At 72.4% G+C, this 19,719-nt stretch carries 16 protein-coding genes; 9 read left to right on the top strand and 7 right to left on the bottom strand.

Annotated features, from left to right (window positions below; all coding sequences use genetic code 11):
* The first annotated feature begins 294 nt into the window (after positions 1–294).
* From glgX to GA0070617_RS17015, 5 genes are all read left to right on the top strand, one after another.
* Complete coding sequence (gene glgX, locus GA0070617_RS17035; RefSeq protein WP_091438988.1) at positions 295–2,415, top strand: glycogen debranching protein GlgX; 2,121 nt, start codon at positions 295–297, stop codon at positions 2,413–2,415.
* Positions 2,412–4,733 (top strand): malto-oligosyltrehalose synthase, encoded by a 2,322-nt coding sequence (gene treY, locus GA0070617_RS17030; protein ID WP_091438984.1) that lies wholly within the window; start codon positions 2,412–2,414, stop codon positions 4,731–4,733. The genes glgX and treY overlap by 4 nt, the downstream gene beginning before the upstream one ends.
* On the top strand, positions 4,730–6,466 hold the full coding sequence (gene treZ / locus GA0070617_RS17025) for a malto-oligosyltrehalose trehalohydrolase (RefSeq protein ID WP_091438981.1): 1,737 nt from the start codon (positions 4,730–4,732) through the stop codon (positions 6,464–6,466). Before treY ends, treZ begins: the two co-directional genes overlap by 4 nt.
* A 156-nt stretch (positions 6,467–6,622) precedes the next feature.
* Entirely contained in the window at positions 6,623–6,850 is a 228-nt protein-coding gene (locus tag GA0070617_RS17020; protein ID WP_091438978.1) for a hypothetical protein, read from the top strand.
* A gap of 67 nt (positions 6,851–6,917) precedes the next feature.
* Positions 6,918–7,661 carry a class I SAM-dependent methyltransferase gene (locus tag GA0070617_RS17015; protein WP_091438975.1) on the top strand — a complete coding sequence of 248 codons (744 nt, stop codon included), beginning with the start codon at positions 6,918–6,920 and terminating at the stop codon, positions 7,659–7,661.
* A 105-nt stretch (positions 7,662–7,766) separates the two neighbouring features.
* On the opposite strand, the gene GA0070617_RS17010 is transcribed toward GA0070617_RS17015, so the two are convergent.
* Together GA0070617_RS17010 and GA0070617_RS17005 are read right to left on the bottom strand one after the other, a co-directional pair.
* On the bottom strand, positions 7,767–8,192 hold the full coding sequence (locus GA0070617_RS17010; protein ID WP_217628825.1) for an SUKH-4 family immunity protein: 426 nt from the start codon (positions 8,190–8,192) through the stop codon (positions 7,767–7,769).
* A 36-nt stretch (positions 8,193–8,228) separates the two neighbouring features.
* Positions 8,229–9,707 (bottom strand): glutamate-cysteine ligase family protein, encoded by a 1,479-nt coding sequence (locus tag GA0070617_RS17005; protein ID WP_091446557.1) that lies wholly within the window; start codon positions 9,705–9,707, stop codon positions 8,229–8,231.
* Between the two features lie 164 nt (positions 9,708–9,871).
* Here GA0070617_RS17005 and GA0070617_RS17000 point away from each other — a divergent pair, with 164 nt between their 5' ends.
* Complete coding sequence (locus GA0070617_RS17000; protein ID WP_091438972.1) at positions 9,872–10,288, top strand: DUF3817 domain-containing protein; 417 nt, start codon at positions 9,872–9,874, stop codon at positions 10,286–10,288.
* Here GA0070617_RS17000 and GA0070617_RS16995 read toward each other — a convergent pair.
* Positions 10,175–10,723, bottom strand: a complete 549-nt coding sequence (locus GA0070617_RS16995) for a hypothetical protein (RefSeq protein WP_175440778.1) — start codon at positions 10,721–10,723, stop codon at positions 10,175–10,177. The genes GA0070617_RS17000 and GA0070617_RS16995 overlap by 114 nt on opposite strands.
* 167 nt (positions 10,724–10,890) lie before the next feature.
* Between GA0070617_RS16995 and GA0070617_RS16990 the strand changes: the two genes are divergently transcribed.
* From GA0070617_RS16990 to GA0070617_RS16980, 3 genes are all read left to right on the top strand, one after another.
* The gene (locus GA0070617_RS16990; protein WP_091438969.1) at positions 10,891–12,015 is read left to right on the top strand and encodes a baeRF2 domain-containing protein; all 1,125 of its coding nucleotides are present in this window, start codon (positions 10,891–10,893) and stop codon (positions 12,013–12,015) included.
* Positions 12,016–12,167: 152 nt separating this feature from the next.
* Complete coding sequence (locus tag GA0070617_RS16985; RefSeq protein WP_373868432.1) at positions 12,168–13,598, top strand: hypothetical protein; 1,431 nt, start codon at positions 12,168–12,170, stop codon at positions 13,596–13,598.
* Positions 13,599–13,871: 273 nt separating this feature from the next.
* A complete protein-coding gene (locus tag GA0070617_RS16980; RefSeq protein WP_091446551.1) occupies positions 13,872–14,723 on the top strand; it encodes a SigB/SigF/SigG family RNA polymerase sigma factor in 852 nt (283 codons plus the stop codon).
* Positions 14,724–14,779: 56 nt separating this feature from the next.
* On the opposite strand, the gene ctaD is transcribed toward GA0070617_RS16980, so the two are convergent.
* The 4 genes from ctaD to GA0070617_RS16960 all read right to left on the bottom strand — a co-directional run bounded on the left by ctaD (position 14,780) and on the right by GA0070617_RS16960 (position 19,665).
* Positions 14,780–16,750, bottom strand: coding sequence for an aa3-type cytochrome oxidase subunit I (gene ctaD, locus GA0070617_RS16975; RefSeq protein WP_091438967.1), 1,971 nt, complete (start codon positions 16,748–16,750; stop codon positions 14,780–14,782).
* Between the two features lie 95 nt (positions 16,751–16,845).
* Positions 16,846–17,574: an STAS domain-containing protein gene (locus tag GA0070617_RS16970; protein ID WP_091438964.1), complete on the bottom strand. Its 729-nt coding sequence runs from the start codon at positions 17,572–17,574 to the stop codon at positions 16,846–16,848.
* A gap of 133 nt (positions 17,575–17,707) precedes the next feature.
* Positions 17,708–18,211, bottom strand: a complete 504-nt coding sequence (locus GA0070617_RS16965) for a DUF4383 domain-containing protein (protein WP_091438961.1) — start codon at positions 18,209–18,211, stop codon at positions 17,708–17,710.
* 203 nt (positions 18,212–18,414) lie between these two features.
* A complete protein-coding gene (locus GA0070617_RS16960) occupies positions 18,415–19,665 on the bottom strand; it encodes a glycosyltransferase (protein ID WP_091438958.1) in 1,251 nt (416 codons plus the stop codon).
* Between the last annotated feature and the right edge of the window lie 54 nt (positions 19,666–19,719).

The raw sequence follows: 19,719 nt of genomic DNA, 5'->3' as shown, positions 1-19,719 counted from the left end.
GGCATGGTGGCACGCGCCGTCATCGTCGACGGCGGAACAGGAAGTGGTGGGGTGTGCGGTGGGGTCGATCATGGCACGCGCGCGTGACGGCCCCGCGAACAGGAAAAGGCATCCGGGGGCATACCGCATCTCCAGGGGGGCGAAGGTGACGCAGGACACCTTCCGGTACCGGGTGGGTGGATTTCGCCGAATCGGCCGAACGGGTGGATTGGCGGGTGCGGGCGCAGGGCATAACCGGCGTGCGTTCCGGCGGTCCCCGCCGTGACGCTTCGATCATGTGGCTGAAGGAGCAACATGCTGGTCTGGCCGGGCGAGCGCTATCCCCTGGGAGCCACCTACGACGGGATGGGCACCAACTTCGCGATCTTCTCGGAGGTGGCCGAGTCGATCGAGTTGTGCCTGTTCGACGAGTGGGACACCGGCGCGGAGCGTCGGGTCCGCCTGCGCGAGGTGGACGCCTACGTCTGGCACGCCTACATCCCGGGCATCGAGCCGGGGCAGCGGTACGGCTACCGGGTGCACGGGCCGTACGACCCGGCGAACGGGGTCCGCTGCAACCCGCACAAGCTGCTGATCGACCCGTACGCCAAGGCGGTCGACGGCGAGATCAGCTGGGATCCGGCGGTCTACGACTACGTGCTGGGTGAGCCGGACCGGATGTCGGAGACCGATTCCGCGCCGTTCATGCCCAAGTCCGTGGTGGTCAACCCGTACTTCGACTGGAGCAACGACAAGCCGCCCCGCATCCCGTACCACCGTTCGGTGATCTACGAGGCACACGTGCGCGGGTTGACCATGCGCCACCCCGGCGTGCCCGAGGAGATGCGCGGCACGTACGCGGCGCTCGGCACCCCCGCCATGATCGACTATTTCAAGCAGCTCGGGGTCACCGCCGTCGAGCTGATGCCGGTGCACGAGTTCGTGCACGACCACCGCCTGGCCGACCTGGGCCTGCGCAACTACTGGGGCTACAACACCATCGGCTTCTTCGCCCCGCACCACGGCTACTCGGCGCTGGGTCGGCTGGGTCAGCAGGTGCAGGAGTTCCGGGGGATGGTCAAGGCGCTGCACGCGGCGGGCATCGAGGTGATCCTCGACGTGGTCTACAACCACACCGCCGAGGGCAACCACCTGGGCCCGACGCTGAGCTTCAAGGGCGTGGACAACCCCAGCTACTACCGGCTGAGCGAGTCCGACCGCCGCTACTACGTCGACTACACCGGCACCGGCAACAGCCTCAACGTGCGCAGCCCGCACTCGCTGCAGCTGATCATGGACTCGCTGCGGTACTGGGTCACCGAGATGCACGTCGACGGCTTCCGCTTCGACCTGGCCGCCACCCTGGCCCGCGAGTTCTACGAGGTCGACCGCCTCTCCACCTTCTTCGAGGTGGTCCAGCAGGACCCGATCGTCAGCCAGGTCAAGCTGATCGCCGAGCCGTGGGACGTCGGCCCCGGTGGATACCAGGTAGGCAACTTCCCGCCGGTGTGGACCGAGTGGAACGGCAAGTACCGCGACACCGTCCGGGACTTCTGGCGGGGTGAGCCGGCCACCCTGGCCGAGTTCGCCTCCCGGATCTCCGGCTCGGCCGACCTCTACCAGGACGACGGGCGCAAGCCGTTCCACAGCATCAACTTCGTCACCTGCCACGACGGGTTCACCCTCAACGACCTGGTGTCGTACAACGACAAGCACAACGAGGCCAACGGCGAGGACAACCGCGACGGCGAGAGCCACAACCGGTCCTGGAACTGCGGGGTCGAGGGCCCCACCGAGGACGAGGGGGTGCTGGCCCTGCGGGCCCGGCAGCGCCGCAACTTCCTGGCCACGCTGATCCTGTCCCAGGGCGTGCCGATGATCGGGCACGGCGACGAGCTGGCCCGGACCCAGCACGGCAACAACAACGCGTACTGCCAGGACAGCGAGCTGGCCTGGGTGGACTGGTCGGCCGTCGACACCGACCTGCTGGCCTTCGTCCAACGGCTCACCGCGTTCCGCGCCCAGCACCCGGTCTTCCGCCGGCGCCGCTTCTTCGACGGCCGGCTGGTGCGCACCCGGGGCGCCGGCGAGCCCCTGCCCGACCTGGGCTGGTACACCCCGGACGGGCGGGAGATGACCGGCGAGGACTGGGGCAACGACTTCGGCCGCTCGGTGATGCTCTTCGTCAACGGCGACGGGCTCACCGAGCGCGGCCAGTACGGCCAGCGCCACGACGACACCTCGTTCATCCTCTGCTTCAACGCCCACGACGCCCCGCTGGACTTCACCCTGCCCGGCACCGACTTCGGCCAACGCTGGGACCTGGTGATCAACACGGCCGAACCGGATCCGGAGAAGACGACGACGGTCGAGGCGGGCGGCGTGCTCTGCGTGCCGGACCGCTCCCTGCTGGTGCTGGAGAGGACGGCCCGGTGACCCACGACGACCGCCCCGCCCCCGGTCGGGTCGGGGCCACCTACCGGGTGCAGGTCCGCCCCGGCTTCGACCTCGACACCACCGCCGGCCTGGTCGACTACCTGGCTGACCTCGGTGTCACCCACCTCTACAGCGCCCCGTTGCTGACCGCCACCCCCGGCTCGGCACACGGCTACGACGTGGTCGACCACCGGGCGGTCAACCCGGAACTCGGTGGCGAGGCGGCCCGGGTACGGCTGGTCCGGGCGCTACGGGCCGCCGGGCTCGGCCTGGTGGTGGACATCGTGCCCAACCATGTCGGGGTGGCCCGGCCGGCGGCCAACCCCGCCTGGTGGGACGTGCTGCGCCGGGGCCGCTCCTCGGCGTACGCGCCCTGGTTCGACATCGACTGGGCACGGGGCCGGCTGCTGCTGCCGGTGCTGGCCGACGACCCGGCGGCGCCCGACGACCTGAAGCTGGTCGACGGGGAGCTGCGCTACCACGAGCACCGGTTCCCGATCGCCGACGGCACCGGCGAGGGCACCCCCGCCGAGGTCCACGACCGGCAGCACTACGAGCTGGTCTCCTGGCGGCGGGGCGACACCGACCTGACCTACCGGCGGTTCTTCGCCGTCAGCGACCTGGCCGGACTGCGGGTGGAGGACCCGGAGGTCTTCGCCGCCACCCACGCCGAGGTGCTGCGGTGGGTGGCCGCCGGTGAGGTCGACGGGATCCGGGTCGACCACCCCGACGGGCTGCGAGACCCGGCCGGTTACCTGGCCCGGTTGCGCGAGGCCGCCGGCGACGCCTGGCTGATCGTGGAGAAGATCCTGGAGTACGGCGAGGAGCTGCCGGACTGGCCGATCGACGGCACCACCGGCTACGACGCCCTCGCCCCGGTCTGCGGTCTCTTCGTCGACGGTAGCGCCGAGGGGCACTTCACCGCGCTGGACACCCGTCTCACCGGCCGGCACACCTCCTGGCAGGACCTCACCCACGACACCAAGTGGGAGGCGGCCACCCGGCTGCTGGCCACCGAGCTGACCCGGCTGGCCGCGCTGCTTCCCGAGCTGGCGCCGGAGGTGGCCCGGGCGGCCCTGGCCGAGCTGGCCGCCTGCTTCCCGGTCTACCGGGGCTACCCGCCGCAGGGCGCCCGGCACCTGGCGGCGGCCCGCGCCGAGGCCGGTCGCCGCCGGCCCGACCTGGCCGGTGCGCTGGACGCGGTCACCCGCCGGCTGCGCGAACCGGGCGACGAACTCGCCAGGCGCTTCCCGCAGCTGACCGGGGCGGTGATGGCCAAGGGTGTGGAGGACACCGCCTACTACCGGTGGAGCCGGTTCGTCGCGCTCAACGAGGTGGGGGGCACCCCCGCCCACTTCGGGGTGGCCCCGGCGGAGTTCCACCGTTTTGTCGCCGCCCGGCAGGCCCGTTGGCCGGCCAGCATGACCACGTTGGCCACCCACGACACCAAGCGCGGCGAGGACGTCCGGGCCCGGTTGGCCGTCCTGTCCGAGCTGCCGGGGCGCTGGGCGGAGCGGGTCGAGGCCTGGACGGCCGCCGCGCCGCTGCCCGACCCGGCCTTCGCGCACCTGCTCTGGCAGACCGCCGTCGGCGCCTGGCCGATCGAGCGCGACCGGCTGCACGCCTACGCCGAGAAGGCCGCCCGGGAGGCGTCGGTGGCCACCAGCTGGGCCGAGCCCGACGCCGGCTTCGAGGACGCCATGCACGCCCTGGTGGACCGGATGTACGACGATCCGACGCTGCACGCCGAGCTGACCGCCTTCGCCACCGAGATCACCCCGGCCGGCTGGTCGAACTCGCTGGGCCAGAAGCTGGTGCAGCTGGCCATGCCCGGGGTGCCCGACACGTACCAGGGCACCGAGCTGTGGGACAACTCCCTGGTCGACCCGGACAACCGCCGGCCGGTCGACTTCGCCGTACGCCGGGAGTTGCTGGCCCGTCTCGACGGCGGCTGGCGGCCCGCGGTCGACGCCGAGGGCGCGGCGAAGCTGCTGGTGGTCTCCCGGACGCTGCGGCTGCGGCGGGACCACCCGGAGCTGTTCGGTGGCTACCGGCCGGTGCCGGCGACCGGCCGGGCGACGGCGCACGCGGTCGCCTTCGACACCGGTGGCGCGGTGGCGGTGGCCACCCGGTTGCCGCTGGGTCTGGCCCGGGCCGGCGGCTGGGGCGACACATCCCTGACGCTTCCCGTTCACGAGATGACGGAGCTGTTCACCGGACGGGTCTACAGTGACCCGCAGGTGTCACTCACCGATCTGCTCACCACCTTCCCCGTCGCACTGCTGGTGCCCAGCGACTCCGTGGAGGCTGCTTCGTGACCGAGTTCAGGGTGTGGGCGCCGGCGGCCGCCCGGGTGCGACTGCGGCTGACCGGCGCGGGTGAGGACCACCGGATGACCCGGGCGGACTCCGGCTGGTGGCACGCGCGGGTGCCGCAGGCCGGGCCGGGCACCGACTACGTGTTCCTGCTCGACGACTCCGACCAGGAGCTGCCCGATCCCCGTTCGGCCTGGCAGCCGGCCGGGGTGCACGGCCCGAGCCGCCGCTACGACCACGCCGCGTTCAGCTGGACCGACCGGTCCTGGACCGGCCGGCAGCTGCCCGGCAGCGTGCTGTACGAGCTGCACGTGGGCACCTTCACCCCGGAGGGCACCTTCGACGCTGCCGTCGACCGTCTCGACCACCTGGTCGACCTTGGGGTGGACCTGGTCGAGCTGCTGCCGGTCAACGCCTTCAACGGCGAGCACAACTGGGGCTACGACGGGGCCTGCTGGTACACCCCGCACGAGCCGTACGGCGGCCCGGACGGGCTGAAACGCTTCGTCGACGCCTGCCACCGCAAGGGACTGGGGGTGATCCTCGACGTCGTCTACAACCATTTCGGGCCCTCCGGGGCCTACGCGCCGATGTTCGCGCCGTACCTCAGCGCGCAGGACACCCCCTGGGGGCGGACGGTCAACCTCGACGGCCCGCACTCCGACGAGGTGCGCCGCTACGTCGTCGACAGCGTGACGATGTGGCTGCGGGACTACCACGTCGACGGGCTGCGCCTGGACGCGGTGCACGCGATGCCCGACACCCGGGCCGTCCCGCTGTTGGAGGAGCTGGCCGTCGAGGTGGAGACCCTCGCCACCCACCTGGGCCGACCGTTGTCGCTGATCGCCGAGTCCGACCTCAACGACCCCCGGCTGATCACCCCCCGGGAGGCCGGCGGCTTCGGACTGCACGCCCAGTGGAACGACGACGCCCACCACGCGCTGCACACCCTGCTCACCGGCGAGCGGCAGGGCTACTACGCTGACTTCGGCTCCCTGGAGTGCCTCGCCGAGGTGCTGACCGGCGGTTTCTACCACGCCGGCGGCTGGTCGAGCTTCCGCAACCGCCACCACGGTCGGCCGGTGGACCGGCAGCGTACCCCCGGTCACCGGCTGGTGGCGTACCTGCAGAACCACGACCAGATCGGCAACCGGGCCACCGGGGACCGGATCTCCGCGACCCTCTCCCCGGCGCTGCTGCGGGTCGGTGCGACCCTGCTGTTCACCGCGCCGTTCACCCCGATGCTGTTCATGGGTGAGGAGTGGGCCGCCAGCACCCCGTGGCAGTACTTCACCAGCCACCCGGAGCCGGAACTGGCCACCGCCGTGGCCGCCGGTCGGCGGCGGGAGTTCGCCGCGCACGGCTGGTCGGGCCCGGACGTGCCCGACCCGCAGGACCGGCAGACCTTCCTGCGGTCCCGGCTGGACTGGGCCGAGCTGGACAAACCCGAACACCGCGAGATGTACGACTTCCACCGGCGGCTGATCGCGCTGCGCAAGAGCCGGGCCGACCTTTCCGACCCCCGGCTGGACACCGTCGAGGTCCGCCACGGCGACCGGTTCCTGCTGGTCCGTCGGGGCCGGACCCTGGTGGCGGCGAACCTCGCCGACCGAGCGCAGCGGATCAGCACCCCCGGCGTGGTGCGCGGCGTCCTGCTGGCCACCGGAACCGGTGTCACGGTGATGCGCGACGGGCTGGAGTTGCCGCCGGAGACGGCCGCGGTCGTCGCGCTCTGAGCCGCCCCGACGGGCGGTTCTCCGGCGGTGCCGGCCCACCCCGGCCCCGTCGGTCCGTCCGGTAGCAGATTCTCCGGGTGGGATCCGTGTCGCCGGCCGCCCCGAGCGCCACCCCGAAACTGTTGTCCCGGCACCGGCGAGCCGGTCTGCTGGCAGGTGCGCAACCCCGGCGGCGGCAGGTCGTTGTACGTCGGCTCGGCGACCTGCGCCGAGGGCGATGCCACGCAGCGGTTCACCATCACCGCTGCCGCCGATGGCGAGGGGGCCTTCCAGATCAGCAACAGCTCCGCCTTCCTCCAGCACTCCGCCCGGTCCGGGCTGATCCTGGAGGAGTTGGGCGACGCCGACCCCGGCGGCCGGCTTCCGGTTCAACGACAACGGTGACGCGCCGGCGAAGAAGTAACCCGTATATCGGTGGACGTCGCGCCGCCGCGGCGGAATCGTGGGGCCCATGCGACAGGACGAGATCTGGGACGCCGAGACCGCCCGGGACTACGACACGCCGGGGACCGGCATGTTCGCCCCGGAGGTCATCGGGCCCACCGTCGACCGCCTCGCGGAGCTTGCCGCCGGTGGTCGGGCGCTGGAGTTCGCGATCGGCACCGGCCGGGTGGCGGTGCCGCTGGCCGAGCGGGGCGTGCCGGTCGCCGGGATCGAGCTCTCCGAGCCGATGGTCGCGCGGCTCCGCGACAAGGTGGACGAGTCGGGGATCCCGGTGGTGGTGGGGGACATGGCCACCGCCACCGCCCCTGGGGAGTACTCACTGGTCTACCTGGTGTTCAACACCATCGCGAACCTACTCACCCAGGCCGAGCAGGTGGCCTGCTTCCGTAACGCCGCCCGGCACCTGGCCCCCGGTGGCCGGTTCGTCATCGAACTCTGGGTGCCCGAGCTGCGCAAGCTCCCACCGGGGCAGCAGGCCACCGTCTGGCAGGTCGAGCCGGGCTACGTCGGCCTGGACACCTACGACCCGCTGGCGCAACTGATCGTCTCGCACCACTTCCGGTTCGACGACAGCCGACAGGCCACGCTCTTCCGCACCCCGCACCGCTACGTCTGGCCGGCCGAGCTGGACCTGATGGGCCAGCTGGCCGGTTTCGAGCTGGAGAGCCGGCACGCGGACTGGACCGGCGGCGAGTTCACCGCCGAGAGCCGCAGCCACGTCTCCGTGTACCGCCTCCCGCCGGTCGCATAGGCGAGGCGGACTTCTCCCTCCCCCCGGTCGGGTAGGCGGAGTCCGCGCGCCGCGAACCCCCCTGCCTGGCCGGGGCAGGGGGATTCGGAACAGCCGGCCGGCGGCTCAGCCCAGGCCGTAGCCCAGTTCCTCGGCGGCCACCGACCAGAGGGTGTTCTCGTGGGCGACCGCCGGCGGGTCGATCTCCCGGAACTGCTCGGTGAGCTGCTCGCCGAGTGCCGCCAGCTCCTCGTCGGCCTCGTCGTCGTCGATCGCCCCGGCGGAGGACTGGGCGGCCAGGAACGCCTCCGCGCAGGCCACCAACGCGGCCAGGGACGAGTTCACCAGGTCAGCACCGTCGTCGTCGACAAGCGACACCGTGCCGGTGACCGGATCGAGGACCAGCCGGGACAAACCCTCGTCCTCGGCCAGCACCACCCCGGACGGCTCGCTCCGGGGCTCGGCCAGCCAGGCCCCCGGGTAGGGCAGGGTGTCACCGGCCACGCGGAGCCGGGTCAGGGCGGAGTTGATCGCTGCGGTGTCGGTCGCCACCCGCAGGACTCTAACCGGGCCGCTTCCGTTGCCCCGTCACGGGATCGGCCACTGGTGCACCGGCTGGTTGGTGTGCATCAGGTCCACGTAGTGGTGCACCACCTCGCGCAGCGCCGACGGCCGGTCCAGGTGGTCGGCGGACTCCAGCCGGTGCAGGGTCGCGACCTGCCAGCTCGCGCCGTTGCGCCCGGTCAGGCAGCGCTGCTCGATGATGCCGAGCAGCCGGTCCCGCTCGGTGGGGTCCAGACCCCAGCGGTCCAGACCGTGGTGCGCCAGCGGCAGCAGCCGGCGTAGCACCAGCTCGGTCACCGGCAGGTAGCCCAGACCGGGCCAGTAGACGTGGGCGTCGATGCCGTGCCGGGCACCGGAGAGGAAGTTCTCCTCGGCGGCGCTGAACGACATCTGCGACCACAGTGGCCGGTCCGCCTCGGCCAGGGCCCGGACCAGCCCGAAGTAGAACGCGCCGTTGGCGATGGTGTCCACCACGGTCGGGCCGGCGGGCAGCACCCGGTTCTCCACCCGCAGGTGCGGCCGGCCGCGCAGCACGTCGTAGACCGGCCGGTTCCACCGGTACACGGTGCCGTTGTGCAGCCTCAACTCGGCGAGCTTCGGCACGTCACCGCTGGCCAGTGCCGCCGCCGGGTCCTCCGGGTCGCAGACCGGCAGCAGGGCGGGAAAATACCGTACGTTCTCCTCGAACAGGTCGAACACGCTGGTGATCCAGCGTTCCCCGAACCACACCCGGGGACGTACCCCCTGGGCCTTGATCTCCTCGGCCCGGGTGTCGGTGGCCTGCTGGAACAGCGGGATGCGGGTCTCCCGCCACAGCTCGCGGCCGAAGAAGAGCGGGGAGTTCGCCCCGAGCGCCACCTGGATCCCGGCGACCACCTGCGCGGCGTTCCAGTAGTCGGCGAACTGGTCGGGGCTGACCTGGAGATGGAACTGGGTGCTGGTGCAGGCGGCCTCCGGGGTGATGGTGTCCGCGGTGACCGACAGCCGCTCGACGCCGTTGATGGCGATCCGCAGGTCCTCGCCCCGGGCGGCGAAGATCTGCTCGTTGAGCAGCCGGTAGCGCGGGTTGGCCGAGAGCGTCTCGGCGGTCAGGTGCTCCGGGCGCAGGGTGGGCAGGATGCCGATCATCACCATGTGCGCGCCGACCGTACGGGCCTTGATCTCGGCGGCGTTCAGGCTGGCCCGGACGTGCTCCTCGAACTCGGCGGTGCCGGTGCCGACCAGGCGGCGGGGCTCGACGTTGATCTCCACGTTGAACTGGCCCAGCTCGGTCTGGAAGCTCGGGTCGGCGATGGCGGCCAGCACGTCGGCGTTGCGCATCGCCGGCAGGGAGTCCCCGTCGACCAGGTTCAACTCGATCTCCACCCCGGTCATCGGCCGGTCGGTGTCGAACCGGGACTCCCGGAGCATCTCGGCGAAGACGTCGAGGCAACGGCGTACCTTGTCGCGGTAGCGGGCCCGGTCCTCGCGGCTGAAGGTACGTATCCCCACTTCCTCGCCCATGGTCACCACCCTGTCACCGTTGGTGCCTTCAACCTCGCACGTCCGCGCAGGCCAGGGAAGCCCCGGGCCTGTGTTCTCCCTTACCCCCTCTGGCGGGTGATTTTCGCCTGGCGGATGGGTAAGGGGGTCCGTCCCGGGTCGCGACCGGTGTCTAACATTGCCCGATGCGCGAGATGGTGACGAGGTTGTTCGTGGTGGCGGCGATCGCCGAGGCCGGCTCCTGGCTGGCCCTGCTGATCGGGATGGCGGTCAAGTACGGTCCGCCCGGAAACGAGATCGGGGTGCAGATCTTCGGCCCGATCCACGGCGCGCTCTTCGTGGCCTACGGGGTCCTGGTGCTGATGGTGGCCCGCCTGCACCGGTGGAGCCTGCTGGCCACCGGGGTCGCGCTGGCCTGCGCGGTGCCGCCGTTCGCCACCATCGTCTTCGAACGCTGGGCCGCCCGCCGGGGCATGCTCGGCACCACCTCAGGTGAACGCGACCAGGGCGACGATCGTCAGCAGCAGCAGCCCACCCAGAACGGCCTGGAGCAGCAGGGGCGGACCGAGGTGGCTCCACAGGGTGGCGTGGCGGGGGCGTAGCAGCTGCCCGGTGGTGAGGTTGACGATCTGCTCGACCCGGGGCGGAAGGTCCAGATCCTGCGGCCGGAGGGTGATCTGCACCCAGTCCGCCGGGTGCAGGGCGCTCTGCGCCAGATGACCGTGCAGCTCCACTTCGTACAGCTGGTTGTCGCGGTCGCGCAGGCGCAGTGGCGTGACCAGGAACTCCGGCCCCTTGCGCAGCTCCTTCCAGCTGCGCCGGGCGCCACCACCGCCGGCGCTGGAGAGCAGCGAACGGAACGCCAGCAGCAGCAGGCCCATCACGCTGGCCGCGGTCACCACGGCGACCAGCACCGGCTGGCCGACCTTCAGCTCGCGGGTGTAGCCGTCCATCAGCCGTACCACCCGACCGGTGAAGATCCGCTGGGTCGGGCGGGCGATCGGCCGGTAGTCGAGGTCGCTGTCCATGTTCACCACCGGATTACCGTGTGTCGCCGACACGTCGACGAACACCCAGAGTCGGGTTCTGTGCACCCATGGTATCGGTCGTACCGGTGGAACGACGTGAATGAACTGCGGTCACGTCGAGGTGACAACCCGGCCGGTACGGGTAAGCGCGGGGCCGAGCTGGAGAGGGGTCGAGCATGCAGCTGTCCTTCCTGCGTCCGCTCTACGACCGCCGGGGCCCGTGGTGCTCGGTCTACCTGGACGCCTCCCGGGACACCGAGGACGCCCGTGCGGCGTTGGACCTGCGCTGGCGGGCCCTGGCCGGGCAACTACGGCAACAGGGGGCGGACCCCGCGACGGTCGACGCCATCGAGCGGGTGGTCCGCAGCCACGAACCGATGCCCGGCGACTACGGCATCGCCGTCTTCGCCACCAGGGGCCGGGTGGTGCTCTCCGAGTACCTCTCCGCCCCGCCGCTGCGGGACCTGGCCAGCGTCGCGTCGCTACCGCACACCATGCCGCTGGTGGCCCAACGCGGCGAGCAGATCTCCTGGGTACGGGTGCTGGCCGACCGGACCGGTGCGGACGCCATCGCGGTGGGCGCCGGTGAGCTGCCCCGTCGGGCCCAGATACGCGGTGGGGGTGGCTTCCCGATCCGCCGACCCAACGCGGGTGGCTGGTCGCAGTCGCGCTACCAGCGCGCCGCCGACGAGGTGTGGCAGCGCAACGCCGGGGACACCGCGGCGGCCACCGCCGAACTGGCCGAACGGGTCGACGCCGACGTGGTGGTGCTCGCCGGTGACATCCGGGCCACCGGTGCGATCGCCGCCCAACTGCCCCGCCGCTGGCAGGACGTGCTGGTGCGCACGGACGCGGGTGCGCGTACCGGCGGGGCCGACCCGGCCGCCATGGACGACGTGACGGTGCAGGTCATCGCCGAGGCGGCGCAGGCCCGGGTCACCGCCGCCCTGGACCGTTTCGGCAGCCAGCAGGACGTCGGTGCCGGACTGGACGCGGTGGTCGAGGCGTTGCAACGCGACCAGGTCGACACGATGCTGCTGGTCGACGACCCGTCGGCCACCGGGCAGCTCTGGATCGGTGCGGCCCCGGACGAGATCGCCACCGAGCCGGGTCGGCTCACCGGGGCCGGCGACCCGCAGCGGGTCCGCGCCGACGCCGCCCTGCTGCGCGCCCTGGTCGGTACGGACGCCCAGCTGACCGTGCTGGCCCCGGAGGAGGCGCCGCAGCTGGCCGACGGGGTCGGTGCGGTGCTGCGCTACGTCGACGCGTCCACACCGGGCCGCGGCGGCGGTCGAGGCTGAGGCGTACCGGTCTGCGGCTGCGGCGGCGCGGTTGACCGGGCCGCCCCGGTCCGGTCCCACCGGCATCCTGGGCCACCACGCTCGGCGGTTGCTGTCCGACAGCGGCCTATGCCCTGTTTGAACCCGATCGGGACGGGAAGCCGGGGCCCGTGGTGAGCGAACGAGGCAGCGTGGAGCCGGTACGGGTGGCGTCGGCGGATCCGACCGGCGCCCTGACCGGTGACCGGGTGGTGGCGGCCGGCAGCACCGCCCGGGTCCTGGTGGCCGTCACGGCGCGGGCGTTGCGCGGTGCCGACTGCGCCGACCTGGGGCAGCCGGCCGTGCTGTCCCGCCTGGCCGCCGCGCCCGAGCCGGTGCGCCGTACCGCGGTGACCCGGGCCGCCGGTCGCAGCGCGCTCACCCCGGCGCAGCTCGGCCAGGTCGACACCGGCCGGGTCGCGCGCTGGTTCGCCGAGCAGTACCCGGTCCGTCGCTACCCGGGGGTGCTGCTCGGCTCGCCGCACGGGGCCGCGGCCCACCTGGCGGTGGCCCTGGGGGTGCCCTGGCTGCCCACCGGCTTCGAGGTGGCCGTGCGGTGGGGCGAGGGGACCGTCGACCGGCCCGCCGCCGCGCTGGCCCACGGCGGTGCGCTGACCGCCCGGCTGCTCGCCGGCAACGCCGACGTGCACGTACGTCAGGTGCACTGCCCGGCCAGCCGGGGCATGACGGCCGGCTCGACGGTGTCGATGACGGTGCGCTGGCGGCACCTGCCGGGGGCGTACCGGCGGTTCCTGCTCGACCGGCTGGCCCCCGGCGCGCCGGTGCTGTTGCTGCAGGACGCCCGGACCTGGCCGGTGCTCGACGCCGGTGACGGACACAGCTTCCAGGTGGGCTGTCCCGCCAGCGGCCTGGACCCGGTGGACTTCCACCCGGACAGTCACGCGCTGCGCCAGGTGTTGCGCGCGGCCGGCGGCGACGGTGCCCGCTGGGAGTTGCCGGAGGTCTCCGCCGCGTGGGCGTACGCCGAGCACGGCGTCGAGACCGACTTCGCCGAGGCGACCCGGCAGTGGGGTGCCCGACGCGGACACCGGCTGCACCGGGTGCTCTTTCCACAGGCCGAGGCGTTGAGCGCGACCGTCGCCGACCTCTACCGGCAGTGGCTGCGCGCGGCAGGCAAGAGTGGTGACCGGTTGGTGGTGGAGTGCGGCCGGTTGCTCGATCCGTGGCAGGTGATCCGGACGGGGCTGGTGCCGTACTGGTGCGAGAACGCCACCCGGCGGGCGGTCGCGGGCGCGGAGTGGTGGTTGGCCGGTAGTGCGCCGTTCAGCTCCGTCGACGTGCTGCCCGAGCCGCCCGGGGTCCGCTCGCCGGCCCTGGCCGGACTGCCGCAGTGGCTCGCGGTGGCCTCCTTCGGGCGGCGTCGCCGTGCCCTGGACCGCACCTCGGCCCGGGGCTACCCGGTCACCTCGGTACCCACCCGGCGGGCCACCGAGGTGCTCCGCGGCCAGCCCTACGACCTGCCGACCCCGCCGCCGATCCCGGTCGACGCGGCGTTGACCGCGTTGCGCGACGGCGGCGCCCGGCAGGGTCTGCTGGTCTGCTGAGCGCCCCGGTCAGCTCCGTCCGGACCAACCCCGCCGAATCATCCTCGCGATCCCGGAACCCGTGATTGAGTACCTGAGGAGCGGGAACACCGCCGGTCGGCGACGGCCGGCAGGCGCTGGCAGACCCGTGTGCCGTCGACGACCGGCGGCCCGACGGCGTGGGTGTTCCGGCTGCGAAATCAGGCACGTGACCCACATTCCGGCCCGGTGCGTGGCTCGACCATGCGCACGACCGGTTCCGATCCGGGCGGGACCTTCCTGAGGGAGGCGCGGATGTTCGGACAGACCACGACAACCACCCCACCGCCGACCGAACGCGGACTGGAGGACCTGGACGCCGCCGCCATGGCGTACGCGGCCCGGATCGCCGGGTTGCCACCCGAGCGGCACGGCGAGGCCCGCGAGGACCTGGTCCGGTTCGCGTTGCCGTTCGCCGGCCGGCTGGCCCGCCGCTACCGGGGCCGGGGTGAACCCCTGGAGGACCTGGAGCAGGTGGCCCGGTTGGGCCTGGTCAACGCGGTCGACCGGTACGACCCGGAACGTGGCTCCTTCACCGCCTACGCGGCGATCACCATCGTCGGTGAGATCAAGCGGCACTTCCGGGACCGGACCTGGGGGGTGCACGTACCCCGCCGGCTGCGTGACCTGATCCTGGAGGTCGGGCAGGCCACCGCCGCCCTGACCAGCGAGCTGTCCCGGGCCCCGACGGTGGCCGAGCTCTCCGCCCGGCTGGAGACCCCGGAACAGGAGATCCTGGCCGCGTTGGAGTCCGCCGCCGGGTACAGCCCGGCCTCGCTCAACGCCCCGGTCGGCGGAGAGAGCTCGGCCGAGTTCGGTGACCTGGTAGGCGAGTCGGACAACGCCCTGGAGTCGGTCGACGACCGGGTGACCATCAGCGGCCTGCTGCACCGGCTGCCCTGGCGGGAACGACGCATCCTGGCCATGCGTTTCTACGGCAACCAGACCCAGGCCGAGATCGCCGCCCGGTTCGGCATCTCCCAGATGCACGTGTCCCGGCTGCTGTCGCGGGCGTTGACCTGGCTGCGTCAGGCGATGCTCGCCGACACCCCGCCACCCTGGCAGAACGGCCCCGCCGAGACCGAACCCGCCCGAGCCCGCGAGTAGCGCGGTAAGGAAGGGCCCCCTGTTATCGCTTTCTGTTGCACAGGGGGCCCTTCCTTTCACCGGCTGTGGGGGTGGCGCCAGCGGTTGTCGGGTTCGTCGGGGCTGTCGGTCTCCGGGGCGTCGGAGGACTCGAAGCTGGGTCGGCGGACCTCCTCCGGTTCCGGCACCTCGACCGGCCGGGCCCCCGACTGGGGAGCCGGTTGGTACGCGACGGCCTCCCGTGCGCCGTGGGCCCCCTCGACGGCCGGTGACTCGGGGGCACGCCGTTCGTGGTGGAACTCCTCGTGCAGCTCCTGCGGGGGTTTCGTGGTCCGTTGTGGCAGGTCCCGGCCCAGGTTGGACACGAGTGGGCCGTACTTGGCGTCGAAGGCGGGCCGCTCGGAGCGGATCCGGGGCATCCGGTCGAAGTTGCGCAGCGGGGGCGGGCAGGTGGTGGCCCACTCCAGCGAGTTGCCGAACCCCCACGGGTCGTCGACCGACACCATCGCCCCGTACCGCCAGGACTTCCAGACGTTGTACATGAAGAACAGGGTGGAGGCGCCGAGCAGGAACGAGCCGACCGTGGAGATCATGTTCAGGGTGGTCCAGCCGTCACCTTCCAGGTAGTCGGCGTACCGGCGGGGCATGCCCTCCGCGCCCAGCCAGTGCTGGACCAGGAAGGTCGCGTGGAAGCCGACGAACATGGTCCAGAAGTGCGCCTTGCCGAGCCGCTCGTCGAGCAGCCGGCCGGTCATCTTGGGGAACCAGAAGTACACCCCGCCGAACGCGGCGAAGACGATCGTGCCGAAGAGCACGTAGTGGAAGTGCGCCACCACGAAGTACGAGTCGGTGACCTGGTAGTCCACCGGCGGGCTGGCCAGCAGCACGCCGGTGAGCCCGCCGAGCAGGAAGGTCACCAGGAACCCGACGGCGAACAACATCGGGGTCTCGAAGGTGAGCTGCCCCTTCCACATCGTGCCGAGCCAGTTGAAGAACTTCACGCCGGTGGGCACCGCGATCAGGTAACTGAGGAAACTGAAGAACGGCAGCAGCACCTGGCCGGTGCCGAACATGTGGTGCGCCCAGACGCTCATCGACAGCACGGTGATCGCGATGGTGGCCAGCACCAGGCCGGTGTAGCCGAAGATCGGTTTGCGGGAGAAGACCGGAATGATCTCGGTGATGATGCCGAAGAACGGCAGCGCGACGATGTACACCTCGGGGTGGCCGAAGAACCAGAACAGGTGCTGCCAGAGCAGCGGTCCGCCGGTCGCCGCCTCGTACACCTGCGCGCCGAGCAGCCGGTCCGCCGCCAGCGCCAGCAGCGCGGCGGCCAACAGCGGAAAGACCAGGATCACCAGTACGCTGGTCAGCAGCATGTTCCAGGTGAAGATCGGCATCCGGAACATGGTCATGCCGGGGGCCCGCAGGGTGAGCGTCGTGGTGATCAGGTTGACCGCGCCGAGGATGGTGCCCAGTCCGGAGACGACCAGCCCGATGATCCACATGTTGGCGCCGACGCCGGGGGAGTGCTGGGCCAGGCTCAACGGCGTGTACGCGAACCAGCCGAAGTCCGCCGCCCCGCCCGGGGTGAAGAACCCGGCGGTCACCATGGTCCCGCCGAACAGGTACAGCCAGTACGCCAGCGCGTTGAGCCGGGGGAACGCCACGTCGGGCGCGCCGATCTGCAGCGGCACGATGTAGTTGCCGAAGGCGAAGACCAGCGGGGTGGCGAAGAGCAGCAGCATGATCGTGCCGTGCATGGTGAAGGCCTGGTTGTACTGCTCGGGGGAGAGCAGTTGCAGTCCGGGCCGGGCCAGTTCGGCCCGTACCAGCAGGGCCAGCACCCCGCCGATCAGGAAGAAGACGAACGACGTGGCCAGGTAGAGCAGGCCGATCTGCTTGGCGTCGGTGGTGCCCAGCAGCTTGCGTAGCTGGCTGCCGGGCAGCGTGCCGCGTACCGGGCCGGGGAAGCCGCCGAAGCGGGCCGGGGCCAGGATCGCCGGCGACCGGTCGTGGCCGGCTTCCGTGGTTACCCGCTTGGGCATCGCTCTCACCCCGTCGTGACGACCGAACGGACGGGCGTGGCTACCCGCCCCGTCGCCCATGTAACCAGGCGTGAGGGGAAAATTGGTGCATATCGTCAGCCGGTGGGCAGCATCGCCCAGACCACCTTGCCGCCGGGCACCGGGGAGGTGCCCCACCGCTGGGTCATCTCCCGTACCAGCAGCAGCCCCCGGCCGCCCTCGGCGCGCAGGTCCCCACCGCCGGCCCGGACCGCCAACCGGCTGCCGTCGGAGACCGCGACGTGCAGGTACGGTCGACGCAGCGTCAGGGTGACCTGCATCGGGGTGCCGGCGTGCCGGACCACGTTGCCCACCAGTTCGCTGAGCACCAGCGAGGCCGGACCGACCAGCTCCGGCAGGTTCCACCGACCGCAGGCCTCCCCGACCAGGTCCCGCGCCCGTCGGCAGGCCCCGGTGACCGGCTCCAACCGGGCCCGCAGCCGGGGCGCGGCGGCCTCACCCGCCGTCCGGGTGGCCTCCACACAGTCGGCCCGGACCGGGACCACCCGGCAGGCGGTCGTCTCGGCCAGCCAGGTCGCGGTCGTCGGTGGCGGCGAGCAGAGCACCATCGGCACCACCGGCCAGCCGGCGGCCTGCCGGCAGATCGCGGCGAAGACCGACAACGCCAGCCGGTCGACCACCCGCACCCCGGCCAGGTCGACCACCAGCGCGTCGGGCTGGGCGGTGAGGCAGCGCTCCAGCTCGGCATGCACCGACCGCATTGTCGCCACGTCGAGGTCACCGGAGAGCCGGACGACGGTCACCGGGGACTCGTCGCTGACCACACAGCTGATCCGGCTGGACATCTCGCGCCCTCGTTTCCGCATCGTCGATGGGCTGCGAACTACCCGGCCCCCGGCGGCCCGAAACCGTGTGGCCAGCGCGTGCGCAAGGTCACCGGAGAACCACCGACCGGTACCTCGCCCGGCGAGGGACGGATCAGCCGCGCCCGCGGGACCGGTCGAGGCCGTGCCGGGGCTGGTGCCGGGTGCCGGTCCGGGTGGTGACCAGACCGAGCAGGATCATCGCCGCGCCCAGGCCCAGGTGCAGCCAGTTGTCGGCGGTGTTGACCGGCAGGACGTTCGCCGTGCTGTCGTGGTCGACGACCAGCCCGTACAGCCAGAGGACCAGGTAGACCGCACCCCCGCCGAGCAGGTAGGCGCGGGCGGTGGCGGCCGTGCGGGCCAGCGCGAGACCGGCCACCCCGAACAGCAGGTGCACCAGGTTGTGCAGCACCGACACCTGGAACACCCCGAACAGCCGGGCGCCGGATTCGTGACCGGCCCAGCGCAGGCCACCGACGTCGCTGGTGATCCCGGGCACGAAGCCGAGCACGCCGACGACCAGGAAGACCACCGCGACGCCCCGGGCCACCCGCCGGACCGTGGCCTGGCCCTCGCCGGGACCGCGTCGGGCGCGGGCATGCGCCGTCGACCCCGCCATCGCGCCTCCTCGCCGTCGATGACCACCACCGCTGGTACGCCGACCCGGCGTTCCCACCCCCCGCGCCGACTAACCTCGCTGATGCCGCTGATGCCGCTGATGCCGCCGGGCCGCCGGGCCGCCGGGCCGCCGGGCCGGGCGGACGCGGGGATGCGGCAGGGGCTCCGGTCGGCGACCGGAGCCCCTGCGTCGGGTGCGGGTGTTCAGGCGGGGAGCAGGTCCCCGGTGGCGGTGCCGACGGTGGCACCGGACCCGCCGGCCGGCCGGGGGAGGGCCGCACCGGTGAGACGTGCCGTGGGCACCGTGGGCGGGGCCGCTGCCGCGGCGGTGGCGCGGACCCGTTCGTACAGTTCCACGTAGCGCTGGGCCATCACCGCGGGGGTGAACCGGGCGGCGGCCTCCCGCCGGCACTCGTCCGGGTCGAGCCGGCCGGCTGCCGACACCAGGTCGGCCAGCTCGTCCTCGTCGGTGGTGAGCAGCCCGGTCCGACCGTGCTCGACCAGCTCCGGCAGGCAGCCCCGGGCGGTCGCCACCACCGGCGTACCCAGGGCCAGCGACTCCACCACGGCGGTGCCGCCGGGCTCCTCCCAGCGCAACGGGAAGAGTGCGGCCCGCGCGCCGGCCAGCAGGTCGTCGCGCTCCTGGCCGGCGACCGTGCCGATCCACCGGACCAGGTCGCCGTCGACGTGCGGGGCGACCTCGTCCAGGAAGAACCGGACGTCCGGATTCTGCCGCGCCTCGTCGCCGGCCGCGGCCAGGTCCGCCGGCCGGTGGTACGGGCCCACCGGCCCGGCCAGCACCAGCGGCATCCGCAGCCGCTGGGCCAACCGGGCGCCCACGTCCTGGCCCTTGCCCGGGTTGACCCGGCCCAGGATGAGCAGGTACCCGCCCTTGGCCGGCGGCTTACGGCGGTCGGCGTCGACCGCCAGCGGGGTGGCCAGGTGCACGTGGCCGACCGAGTGCTCGCGCAGCGCCCGGGGGGCCCGGGCCAGCTGCGAGGCGGAGACGCCGTTGACCCGTACCCGGTCACCGCCGTCGAGGTGCCCGTAGAGGGCGGGGTGCTTGGCGAGGTCCCAGTGCAGGGTGTGCAGTGCCGGCGGGGCGTCGGGGCCCATCGCGGCGAGGGTGGCCAGCCCCACGGCCTCCACGTGGTCGTGCACCAGATCGATGTCGTCGCGCGTCCGCACCGCCCGGACCACCCCGGCGAGATGGGCCTGGGCGATCCCGCACACCTGGTTGTACGGCCGTTGCAGCGCGGCGAACTGCCCGTCGGGGAAGACCGAGATCCGTTCCTCGGCCGCCAGGGTGCTGGTCTCCACCGAGGCGAGCACCACCCGGACGCCGAGCCGGCGCAGCTCCGGCACCAGGGTCGCCACCACGTTCTCGATGCCGCCGTAACCGGGCGGCGGAACCGACAGCCACGGGCCGGCGTTCATCAGGACGGTCAGGCTCATCGGGTGGGGTCCCTTCGTACGGCGGGTCCGGCCGGGACCGGTGGAACGACCCGG

This window comes from Micromonospora yangpuensis, assembly GCF_900091615.1.
GTDB classification, from domain to species: Bacteria; Actinomycetota; Actinomycetes; order Mycobacteriales; family Micromonosporaceae; genus Micromonospora; species Micromonospora yangpuensis.
This window is presented reverse-complemented; position numbering and strand designations above follow the sequence as displayed.

What these genes read in the sequence shown, in the direction of transcription:
- glgX (WP_091438988.1), top strand. Translation starts at nt 295, where the DNA reads ATGCTGGTCTGGCCGGGCGAGCGCTATCCCCTGGGAGCCACCTACGAC.
- GA0070617_RS17015 (WP_091438975.1), top strand. Translation starts at nt 6,918, where the DNA reads ATGCGACAGGACGAGATCTGGGACGCCGAGACCGCCCGGGACTACGAC.
- GA0070617_RS17005 (WP_091446557.1), bottom strand. Translation starts at nt 9,707, where the DNA reads ATGGGCGAGGAAGTGGGGATACGTACCTTCAGCCGCGAGGACCGGGCC.
- GA0070617_RS17000 (WP_091438972.1), top strand. Translation starts at nt 9,872, where the DNA reads ATGCGCGAGATGGTGACGAGGTTGTTCGTGGTGGCGGCGATCGCCGAG.
- GA0070617_RS16990 (WP_091438969.1), top strand. Translation starts at nt 10,891, where the DNA reads ATGCAGCTGTCCTTCCTGCGTCCGCTCTACGACCGCCGGGGCCCGTGG.
- GA0070617_RS16980 (WP_091446551.1), top strand. Translation starts at nt 13,872, where the DNA reads ATGTTCGGACAGACCACGACAACCACCCCACCGCCGACCGAACGCGGA.
- ctaD (WP_091438967.1), bottom strand. Translation starts at nt 16,750, where the DNA reads ATGCCCAAGCGGGTAACCACGGAAGCCGGCCACGACCGGTCGCCGGCG.
- GA0070617_RS16970 (WP_091438964.1), bottom strand. Translation starts at nt 17,574, where the DNA reads ATGTCCAGCCGGATCAGCTGTGTGGTCAGCGACGAGTCCCCGGTGACC.
- GA0070617_RS16965 (WP_091438961.1), bottom strand. Translation starts at nt 18,211, where the DNA reads ATGGCGGGGTCGACGGCGCATGCCCGCGCCCGACGCGGTCCCGGCGAG.
- GA0070617_RS16960 (WP_091438958.1), bottom strand. Translation starts at nt 19,665, where the DNA reads ATGAGCCTGACCGTCCTGATGAACGCCGGCCCGTGGCTGTCGGTTCCG.